We start from the raw sequence: 8799 nt of genomic DNA, 5'->3' as shown, positions 1-8799 counted from the left end.
CGGTTCTCCTTTGGCGAGTGAGAAAACCGGACTGGAGGGTAGCCCATCCGTGGGGCGCGCCCCACGGATGGGCACGCAGGTGCGCCCCCACGAACGAAATTTCCAGACATCAGGTTACACAGCCCGCCTTTGAACGGCCTCACTCCGCTCGAGTACCTTCAGGACGCTCCCAAAGAGCCTTCTCCAGAGTCTCAGGCAGCCTGAACCCATACAGACGCGGCACGGACGGTTGACCCGATAGGCGTTCGTTTCTATACAAAGGCCTGCCATCGATACGGGGGTGGCGGTGCCAGGGATCAGGCGGCGCCGCGTCGCGCGACGGGATCAGGATTGGGAGCCCCCTTCGGCTTCGCGATCCGCTGATTAATCCAGGCCCGACGGGGAGTTCGCCAGCCACGGAGACCACGACCACCGGCACAGACCCCCTGCCCTTACCCCGCGTGCCCATAGCTCAGATGGTAGAGCAGCTGACTTTTAATCAGCGGGTCCCAGGTTCGAGTCCTGGTGGGCACACCAATCAACCCCCTGGAAACACTCACGTTTCCGGGGGTTTCGCTTTTGCGGGAAGGGGGTGTTAGTCACTTTGTCTGTCTGCGTTAGTCACTCGGTGTTCCACCGGCGTTCCTGGTGGCCCGGTCCAAGGCATCAATGGCAATGACCGCCGCGCGCCGCTGGGCACTGTATTTCCGGGCCATCTCGGCCGTCTTGTGACCGGTGATAGCACCGATGGTCTCCCAGTCGAGGCCGACTTCGCGCAGCCGTGTGGCGGCGGTATAACGCAGGCCGTGGGTGGTGACGTTATCCAGACCGGCGGCGCGGAACGCATCAGCCATGCGGTGGCGGAAGCGGTCGACCCCCATCTTGCCCAGAATCGCGAGGTGTGGGTGGGACGTTAACCATGGGTCAAGCGCCTCCGCCAAGTCCCGGCTGATTGGTATCTCCAGGCGTGTCCCCGTCTTGGATTGAGCAACCTGCACAGCCCCGCCGACCAGATGACCGCGAGTCATGGCGAGCACATCGCCGCCCCGCTGCCCCGTGTTGAGAGCCAGTTCAAACGCTGTTCTTTCCCATGTGCCTACCGGCCAGTGGCGCCGGAATGCAGCAACTTGATGCTCTTCCCACGGGTGGTGACCGCCATCTGTTTTCAGAACCCGGGGCCGGGCTGCCGGGTTAACCGTGACGCCGAAGGTTGTCGGCCGGTCGATCGCGTATGCAAAGAGCATCCGTAAGATTTGGATGAGGTAGTTGGCCTTGCGTGGAGTGGCCGCATGCTTGTCGCGCAGGGCCAAGATAAAGTCGCGCGGCATAGTCCGAATGGGTAGGTGTCCGTACTTCCGCTTCAGGTCATCCAGATACCGCGTGTAGTCCTTGCGCGTCTTGGGTGCTTTGGCCGCGAAGTCGGGACTGGCGCGGTAATGCTCTATCAGGTGAGCCAGTGTGCCCGCACCGCCCTTCGGAGCTGGCGTCACTTCAAAGCCAGCGTGGATTCGCTGGTAGGCCGCCGTAAACCCGGCGTCTTTCGGCCCCAGTGGCTTGCCGGTCAAGTCCGTCACCCGGACACGCTTCCCGTTGCGCCGGTAGTATGCGAACGTCTTCCCACGCCGCTCGTAGATGTTCAGATAGGGCAGATTGACCGGTGTCATACCGCGTCCATCCATTCCTGCGCCGAACCAGTATTCGGTATCTTTCCGGCCTTGACGTCAACCCACTTTTCCAGATCAGCGCGGAGCCAAACCTTCCGCCTCGGCGTGAGCCACACTGGCTGAGGGGCCTCGTCTTCCTTCATCGCCGTCAGGAATGCGGTCTCGGACAGGCTAACATACGCCGCCGCCTGCTCGACATTGAGAGCATAGGGCCAGTACGGCATGGACCGGTCCATCCTCTCACCCCTCCCTCAGGTCCCATGACGCCCGCTGGTCGCCGAGCGCCAGCGGCGGCCCGGCCGGACTTCGTCCATGGAGACGGTCACCTCGGCACCTCGTCATGGGTGCGGGCGTCCAGGCGGCGGCCGGCTGCCTTTTTACCGAGGCGTTCCATCATCCAGGCGCCGGCTGGAGGCTCGGCTTCGGTGTCGCCCCAATACCGGCCGTCGCCGCCGACGATGATGCATCTGTTTTCGTCCGCCCCGGTGATGGGAGCGACAGGCGAAACGGCGCCGCCGTGGATCGGGGCCATCGCCCCCCACTCTCCCCATTGTTTGAAGTTGAAGGGGACCCCGTGGACCGCGCACCAATCACGGTCGGCGCGAAACCAATCCGGATGCGGCGCGCGCGCGCCCGGGCCGGACTCGCCCTCGGCGACCATGCCGGACAGGAACGTCCAGCCGGTCCAGTCCACGAGTCCCAGCGCCGGACCGTGGCTGACGTACGTGCGCCACCCGGCGGCCGCCAGCGCCGCCATGGACCCGTGCCGGGCGTCGGCCATGGCTTGGTTCTCGGCCGAGGTGCCCAGCACCACGTTCGGCAGCGGCCGCGCCGCCATAATCAGAACTCGCAGCATGACGTGGGGCCGCTTGGTCAGTGGCAGCCAGAGCAAGTGCGGGGTCCGGACCATCAGCGCGAACAGGGACTCGCGCCAGGCGTCCGGAACCTCCGTGTCGAAGGGGTCGCACAGCGACAGGAACACGCGCGGCCGGGTGCCCTCGCGCGCGGCGCGGCGGTCCCAGGCTAGGGGCTGGCGCCAGGTAGACTTGGCGGTCCGGCGGCGCGGCTGACCGGCGCCCCACTGGACACGGAGCCGGGCGCCGGTGCGCCGGGCGTAGCAGTGGTCGCAGCCCGCCGAGATCGGTGTGCAGCCGATCCAGGGGTTGAAGGTGTGGTCGCACCATTCGATTGTGCTGTTCCGGCCCATGGCCTGACCCCTTTCAGTAATGTCCGTTCAGCCGGGCGAGGGTGATGGCGCCAGCGATTTTCATGGCGGCGAGGCGTCGGCGGGCCCATTCCGGCCGGATGAGTGCCACCAGTTCCGCCGGCGCCGGTGGGAAGGTGAGCTGGGTCCGTGCCCGGTGGCAGGCGAGAACGACGAGGTCGGCCGGCACGACGGCCAGGGCTTCCACAAGGGCGTCCGTCCAGGCGTCCGGATCTTCGGCGGCATGCTTCGGGCAGCCCAAGACGGCGACCACCGTATCCACCTGTTGGCCGATCAGGATCGGGTGCGCGGGTGTCAGGGCGCTCTGGATCTCGGCGAGATGGGCACGCGCCCGGTCAAGAGGCACAGGCGGAGGGTTGCCCGGGAAATGGTGGTAGTCCCCCCAGAACATCTCCAATCGAGATATCCGCGCCGAGACGGCGGGCAACGGCGCGGGCGATGGCCTCGCGGTTGCGGGCACGGAAGGACGAGCGAGGCATGGGCGCGGCGCGGCGGTGGGCATCCTGGACATCCTCGGCGGTCGGATCGGCGTGGGGCTCGGCCAGGGCCTCGGACACGGCACGGTCCAGATAGGCCAGGGATTGGGGCGGCGGCAGACGACGAGCGGCCACAACCGCGCCGACGCGTACGGCGGCCCTGCGGACGAGGTCTGGCGTGGCGCCCCGCGCCCCCCAGACCCGGGCGCGGGCCACATCGGCCGGAGCGGGGGGCGCGGCCGGCGCGGCGCCGGTTGCCGTCAGGCCATCCACCGCCGCGTCGATCAGCGCGGCGTACAGGTTGGCGTCGTCGCCGCCGTCCCGGCCCTGGCACACGGTGGACCCGTCCAGGGCCTCGGATACGGCGCGGTCCAGGTAGGCCAGGGAGCGCGGCTGTGCGTAGCCGCCCTTGATCACGCGGACGGCCACCAGACGTGCCACGAGGCGCACCAGGGCCGGGGCCGCGCCGGCGGCGATCCAGGCCCGGGCCGCGTCCCTGTCGGGGCGCGTGGCGCGACGGGGGAGACAGATGCCGCCGGCCGTCAGCCCGTCGTGCGCGGCGGCCAGGATGGCCGTGACATCCGCCGGCATTCGGGATCGAGAGGGAGGATCGTCGTCCTCCGGCGCGTACGCGGCCTGTCCAGACAGGGAGGATGACGAGTCCCCCTTTATCTGACGGATCTCTGACGGTTTGGGTGACGCCTGCGTCAGGGGGGGTGTGACATCGACGTCACCCCCGTCCGCAGAAACGGACCCGGCCAGGGTGTCGCCGATGTCGGGGGCCTGGGCGGCCGTCGCGGCCCGCATCCGGATCCGATAGCGCGTCGTGCCACGCGGCCCGCGACCCGCCACCAGCAGTTCCCCGCGCCGCACCAAGTCGCCGAGGATGCGTTGAATGTGGCGGGTACTCAGGCGGACCAGGTCGGCGATGGTGGCCACGGAGGGCCAACAGAGGCCGTCGTCGTCCGCGTGGTCGGCCAGGGCCAGCATCACCAGACGGTGCCCGCCGGTGGTTTCGGAATGGCGCCAGACGACGCCGTACGCCGCGATGCTCATGGGCGTGGGTCTCCGACAGAAGAAGGCAGATGGGTCCGATGTCCGGCCGGGGGCTGCGCGCGGCTGATGTGGCGGGTCCCGCCGAGTGTGTTCGCGGTCCACTGTCCGTTGACGGCACCACGATGCGCGCGGATGTCCTTGAGGATTGCGGAGCGATCGACGACCATCTTGTGGTCGCGCGGAGCGGACGTGGAAAAAGGGAAGGGAACGGTCACGGTGCGTCCTCCTGTGCCGGCACCAGGGCCACGCGATAGCCGAACCGCCGGGCCAGGAGGCACGTATTCATCAGGCTCGGGTCGGCCTGGCCCTGGGTCCACTTGTGAACGGCCTGGCGGGTCACGCCGAGGCCATCCGCCGTCACCTGTCCGTTGACGGTGCCGAGGCGCGCGCGGATTTCCTTGAGGATCTCGGAACGATCGACGATGCCCTCGGCCGATTGGCGGCGGCATGTGGTCACTTGGCGGGCTCGGTCTTGCCGGCGGGCGCCCCTGTCTTCCCGGATGGCCGTCAGGGCGTTTCTTTGGTTCGGTGTCATGGTTCAATCCTTCCCATGTCGTCCCTTCGATCGGTGGCGAACCGCAGCCGCGCCGTGGTGCGAATCAGGTCCAGGAAGATGCGGCGGTGCGCCGGCGCCAGGTCTTGCCAGGCGCCGAGCAGCTTCAGGGTTTCGTCACAGGTCAGAGGGTCGTGCGCATCTTCGCTGTCCCAGGATGGGGCCTGGGCCGGCATGGCAGGCCCGGGGGCGGCGTGGGTGAGGGGTAGGGGCATCGGTCAGCTCTCCGTGTCAGGAGCCGGCGACGGTGCGGGCGCGTCACGCGTCCTGTGTGTCAGTCGCGTCGCTTTGAGTCGGAGGTGTGTGCGGCTTGATGACGGTCTCGCGCGCATCCGGGAAGAAGGGGAGACCGTCGTCGAGATGGGTTGCGGCGCCTCGCTTCATATCGACCAGCGCGATGTCGATGGAATCCCGCAGCAATCGCGCCTCGGCGGCTGAAAGGGGCAACATCATTTGCGGGAAGGTCGAGGTGTGATTGAACCACTGCAACAGAAGGCCGTTTTTCTCGACGTGACGAAGAAGAAGGGTTTTAGACATGGGTTTTTCTCCTAAGGTTGAATGCAGGCGCGGTGGCGGGACGGCCAAGTCCGTCCTGGTCAAGTGGAATGGTGAGGAATCGCTCCATAGGCCCCACCGAATGCAGGCGCTCTATCACCAATGCGAAAACCCGGACTGCCAGTACCGGGCCACGCTCGATGAGCGCGAAGTCCACGTCGCCCCCAGCGAAACCCCGGAAGACCTTGGTTGGCCGCACTGGGAGTCGCCCACCGCTAAGGCGATAAGGAAAGCCGAAGCCAGGCGCCGCGAAGGCGAGGGAGCACTCTGACCACCACGTCGTCTCACCCGGGTCGCCGTGGTCGAGCCAGAGACGCTCTGGCATCTCCGGCTCACCCATGCGCCATTTCCATGAGCAGGACGCCGCGCGGGAAGGGCTCCAGGGTGACCAGGGCCAGACCGACCCTCTGGACCGCCCAGTCCAGCGGGGAGATGGCGGCGGCACCGACCGCGCAGGCCATCAGCCAGCGACCCGGGCCGATCTCCATGATGACGGCGACCATGGCCCTTACTCCGCCGCCTGATCAGCCGGCGCATACCGGCCGCTGCCAAGCGCGCGCAGGAGAGCGAGGACATGGACCCGCTCGCCCGGCGGCCGGCGGTAGTAGGCGTCGATCAGATCCAGGGTCTCGGTCCGCGTCATGGGGTCGTCGCCGGCCTCCGGGACCAGATCGTTGGCGAAAGCGACCTTGACCTCCTGGTCGCGCGCCGCCACGGCGTCGTCGGCCAGATCATCGAAGAAGTAGCCGACCGGCACGTCGAGACATCGGGCCACGTCGAACAGACGGCTGGCACTGATCCGGTTCGAGCCGCGCTCGTACTTCTGCACCTGCTGGAAGCTCACACCCAATGCACGGGCCACCTGATCCTGGCTCTTGCCCAGCACGGCGCGTCGCAGGCGCATGCGCCGGCCGACGTGGCTGTCGATGGGATCCGGTCCCTCGATGGAGACGGTGCGGCGAGCGCGGCGGGTATTGGGTTCGGGTGTCATGAGTCAGTCCTCCCTCACGCGCTCGGGCGCGTCGGTGGTGGTGATGTTGGCTGGCGGTGGTGACAGACCTCAGACGATCTCTCCACCCAGGGTTTCAACGTGCATCGGCACGTTGAACGTGTCGCATCGGGGACACAGCACATCGGGCTCGTCCCGGTGGACCTCGGTCCAGGCGTAACCACAGGCGTCGCAGACGTAGCCCATCCGGAACACGTTGTGCGTCGCGTCCCAGCCGAGGCGCCGCTCGCAGCGGGTTATTTCGGTGGTCTCGTCCAGCGCCGCCCGCGCGATCATGACCACGCGCCTGACCGCGTCCTCCGCCGCGAGCAGGTCGCTCTCGTTGCCGGCGCCACCGGGTCGCAGGTGCTCGTCGAGTGCGGCGACGCGCCGCAGGGCGTTCTCGGCCACCTCGGCGCGGCCGCTGGCGCGGGGCACATAGGCCCGGCGCGCCAGGCCGAGGGCCTCGTTCGCGGCGTCAAAGGCCCGCGCCAGGGTGACGGCGCAATGGCCGTGGTGCTGGACGTCGATCCGGGGGGACCAGGTGGGCCGCGTCTCGATCAACTGGTTGAGTGCCCAGTCCCCCACCCCCGCCGCGCAGATATCCATGGTGATGGCGTCGATCACGGCCTTCGTGCAGCCGGTCGCACGGCGGGCCGCATCGTAGACCGCCTCGTAGCCATCTGGGGTCAGGCGGACGTCACCGTACCCGGGGGGGGCTATAATGAAGAGCGGACACCTGTGTGCGGGGAACTCGCGGAGGATCATGGTCATGTCGGGTCTCCCATCAGCGGGGGTGATGGAGACAGATTTTCAGCTTAACTGAATTTTGTCAAACAGGTTTTTTCAGATAACCTGAATTTTCCGGACGAACATATAGCCTCCTCGCCACGCTGTTTCCGAGGTGCTTTGCTGCGAATGCGGAAAGGGTTGGTGAAAGCTTGTCAAGTTCCAAACGTATATGAAAAATTACGTTTTGGGAAAATCACGACGCGGCCCGATGCACTTTACCAGCCAACGACATCGGAAGACCTGACGGATCGCCTGTATAAATCCAATCCGTTGTAATTCCAAATCTTTGCTTCATGCGAGCCGCAATATCAGGCGGCACGGCGTGCGATCCTGCTTTCCAATTCGCATAGCGTGACTGGGTAACTCCAATCGCGTCGCAAAAATCCTTGTCATTGAGTCCGGTTGCTGCACGCGCGGCGTCCAGGCGCTGACCACATGCTCGCAGAAAATCCGGATCTGGCTTGGGCTTAGGCATACCCGGATCCTACATGCGATGCGGCGAAGCAGCACTTCAGTAATTCAGCTTGACTGAAATCAGATAACCTGAAACTCTGTGCACATGATGATGGTGTGAGGGTTCTGATGTCCAAGCTCAGCGTTCGATCAGTCAACGCGGTTATCGACGGTTTCGGCGGAACCAACGCCATGGCCGAGGTCTGTGGCGTGAGAGCCAGTGCGGTGAGCAACTGGCGACGAACTGGTCGCTTTCCGGCACGACTCCACCTGCTGCTTCTTTCGGAAGCGGCACAACGTGGCATCGACCTTACGCCGGCCGACCTTATCGAAACCAAACCAACGATACCGCGTGATGACCGCGACTGTCGTTCCCGGCGCTGCCCCCACTCCTGACCACCCGATCGAGGTCACGATGACACGATGGGGAGCAGCACGGGTCGAGTTTGTGACCCTTTGGCCGGAAGTCCGGCGGCGTCTGGCGACGGGCGTGCCCTTGATGCTCGTCTACCGGGAGTTGGTGGAGACCGGACGGACCACCATGTCCCGCAGCTCGTTCTACGAGTACTGCCGGCGCCACGGTGACCCGGCCATGCCGGCCATCCCGGCCCCATCTTCCCCGTCGTCCCCATCCAAATCCCCGGGTCCCGTGACGCCGTCCGTTCCGGCTCCCGCCGCACCGTCTGTGACGGGCGCGTCCGCCGTGCCGGTCGCGGCCGGTCCGGCGGGACCGCCGTCCCTGACCGCGACCTGGGCGGAGACCCCGGCGATCGACGCCCTGTGGGGCAACGACGACGGAAAAGAAGACGCGACCACCCAAACCGAGGGCGGTGACGGCGCCGAGGGCGGCGGTGGCCTGACCCCGGCTGACCCGGCGCCTGCGACGACTGATCCCGAATCACGAAGAAAGAAGGACGTTCACTGATGGCGGCCATTCACATGACGTTGCAGGGCAAGGGCGGCGTCGGCAAGAGCTTCATCGCCAGCCTGCTCGCGCAACACTTCCTCGCGCGCGGCCAGGCGCCGATCTGTCTGGACACCGATCCGGTGAACCAGAC

General features: G+C 66.5%; 13 protein-coding genes and 1 tRNA gene. 2 read left to right on the top strand and 12 right to left on the bottom strand.

Features of this window, described 5'->3' with window-relative positions; translation table 11 throughout:
- Positions 1-440 precede the first annotated feature (440 nt).
- Positions 441-516, top strand: a tRNA-Lys gene (locus tag GGD89_RS19000).
- Positions 517-596: 80 nt separating this feature from the next.
- Here the strand turns inward: GGD89_RS19000 and GGD89_RS20280 are convergent.
- The 12 genes from GGD89_RS20280 to GGD89_RS18940 all read right to left on the bottom strand — a co-directional run bounded on the left by GGD89_RS20280 (position 597) and on the right by GGD89_RS18940 (position 7763).
- Positions 597-1643: a tyrosine-type recombinase/integrase gene (locus GGD89_RS20280; protein ID WP_184048932.1), complete on the bottom strand. Its 1047-nt coding sequence runs from the start codon at positions 1641-1643 to the stop codon at positions 597-599.
- Complete coding sequence (locus tag GGD89_RS18990; RefSeq protein WP_184048929.1) at positions 1640-1867, bottom strand: helix-turn-helix transcriptional regulator; 228 nt, start codon at positions 1865-1867, stop codon at positions 1640-1642. The genes GGD89_RS20280 and GGD89_RS18990 overlap by 4 nt, the downstream gene beginning before the upstream one ends.
- Before the next feature lie 98 nt (positions 1868-1965).
- Positions 1966-2850, bottom strand: a complete 885-nt coding sequence (locus GGD89_RS18985; protein ID WP_184048926.1) for a DUF5131 family protein — start codon at positions 2848-2850, stop codon at positions 1966-1968.
- 13 nt (positions 2851-2863) lie between these two features.
- Positions 2864-3214, bottom strand: coding sequence for a hypothetical protein (locus GGD89_RS18980; protein WP_184048923.1), 351 nt, complete (start codon positions 3212-3214; stop codon positions 2864-2866).
- On the bottom strand, positions 3204-4400 hold the full coding sequence (locus GGD89_RS18975) for a helix-turn-helix domain-containing protein (protein WP_184048920.1): 1197 nt from the start codon (positions 4398-4400) through the stop codon (positions 3204-3206). Before GGD89_RS18975 ends, GGD89_RS18980 begins: the two co-directional genes overlap by 11 nt.
- A gap of 211 nt (positions 4401-4611) precedes the next feature.
- A complete protein-coding gene (locus tag GGD89_RS18970; RefSeq protein WP_184048917.1) occupies positions 4612-4857 on the bottom strand; it encodes a hypothetical protein in 246 nt (81 codons plus the stop codon).
- A 74-nt stretch (positions 4858-4931) separates the two neighbouring features.
- Positions 4932-5168 carry a hypothetical protein gene (locus GGD89_RS18965; RefSeq protein WP_184048914.1) on the bottom strand — a complete coding sequence of 79 codons (237 nt, stop codon included), beginning with the start codon at positions 5166-5168 and terminating at the stop codon, positions 4932-4934.
- Between the two features lie 43 nt (positions 5169-5211).
- A complete protein-coding gene (locus GGD89_RS18960; protein WP_184048911.1) occupies positions 5212-5490 on the bottom strand; it encodes a hypothetical protein in 279 nt (92 codons plus the stop codon).
- A gap of 350 nt (positions 5491-5840) precedes the next feature.
- On the bottom strand, positions 5841-6011 hold the full coding sequence (locus tag GGD89_RS18955; RefSeq protein WP_184048908.1) for a hypothetical protein: 171 nt from the start codon (positions 6009-6011) through the stop codon (positions 5841-5843).
- A 5-nt stretch (positions 6012-6016) separates the two neighbouring features.
- A complete protein-coding gene (locus GGD89_RS18950; RefSeq protein ID WP_184048906.1) occupies positions 6017-6499 on the bottom strand; it encodes a helix-turn-helix domain-containing protein in 483 nt (160 codons plus the stop codon).
- A 69-nt stretch (positions 6500-6568) separates the two neighbouring features.
- The gene (locus tag GGD89_RS18945) at positions 6569-7270 is read right to left on the bottom strand and encodes a hypothetical protein (protein WP_184048904.1); all 702 of its coding nucleotides are present in this window, start codon (positions 7268-7270) and stop codon (positions 6569-6571) included.
- Positions 7271-7481: 211 nt separating this feature from the next.
- Positions 7482-7763: a helix-turn-helix domain-containing protein gene (locus tag GGD89_RS18940; protein WP_184048901.1), complete on the bottom strand. Its 282-nt coding sequence runs from the start codon at positions 7761-7763 to the stop codon at positions 7482-7484.
- 107 nt (positions 7764-7870) lie between these two features.
- On the opposite strand from GGD89_RS18940, the gene GGD89_RS18935 reads away from it, so the two are divergent.
- The gene (locus GGD89_RS18935) at positions 7871-8137 is read left to right on the top strand and encodes a carph-isopro domain-containing protein (RefSeq protein ID WP_184048899.1); all 267 of its coding nucleotides are present in this window, start codon (positions 7871-7873) and stop codon (positions 8135-8137) included.
- Positions 8138-8799 lie beyond the last annotated feature (662 nt).

Source organism: Roseospira visakhapatnamensis, assembly GCF_014197915.1.
GTDB lineage: Bacteria > Pseudomonadota > Alphaproteobacteria > Rhodospirillales > Rhodospirillaceae > Rhodospira > Rhodospira visakhapatnamensis.
This window is presented reverse-complemented; position numbering and strand designations above follow the sequence as displayed.

Bases quoted from the DNA above. Each gene is read 5' to 3' on its own strand.
- GGD89_RS20280 (WP_184048932.1), bottom strand. From the start codon at position 1,643: ATGACACCGGTCAATCTGCCCTATCTGAACATCTACGAGCGGCGTGGG.
- GGD89_RS18990 (WP_184048929.1), bottom strand. From the start codon at position 1,867: ATGCCGTACTGGCCCTATGCTCTCAATGTCGAGCAGGCGGCGGCGTAT.
- GGD89_RS18985 (WP_184048926.1), bottom strand. From the start codon at position 2,850: ATGGGCCGGAACAGCACAATCGAATGGTGCGACCACACCTTCAACCCC.
- GGD89_RS18975 (WP_184048920.1), bottom strand. From the start codon at position 4,400: ATGAGCATCGCGGCGTACGGCGTCGTCTGGCGCCATTCCGAAACCACC.
- GGD89_RS18965 (WP_184048914.1), bottom strand. From the start codon at position 5,168: ATGCCCCTACCCCTCACCCACGCCGCCCCCGGGCCTGCCATGCCGGCC.
- GGD89_RS18960 (WP_184048911.1), bottom strand. From the start codon at position 5,490: ATGTCTAAAACCCTTCTTCTTCGTCACGTCGAGAAAAACGGCCTTCTG.
- GGD89_RS18955 (WP_184048908.1), bottom strand. From the start codon at position 6,011: ATGGTCGCCGTCATCATGGAGATCGGCCCGGGTCGCTGGCTGATGGCC.
- GGD89_RS18950 (WP_184048906.1), bottom strand. From the start codon at position 6,499: ATGACACCCGAACCCAATACCCGCCGCGCTCGCCGCACCGTCTCCATC.
- GGD89_RS18945 (WP_184048904.1), bottom strand. From the start codon at position 7,270: ATGACCATGATCCTCCGCGAGTTCCCCGCACACAGGTGTCCGCTCTTC.
- GGD89_RS18940 (WP_184048901.1), bottom strand. From the start codon at position 7,763: ATGCCTAAGCCCAAGCCAGATCCGGATTTTCTGCGAGCATGTGGTCAG.
- GGD89_RS18935 (WP_184048899.1), top strand. From the start codon at position 7,871: ATGTCCAAGCTCAGCGTTCGATCAGTCAACGCGGTTATCGACGGTTTC.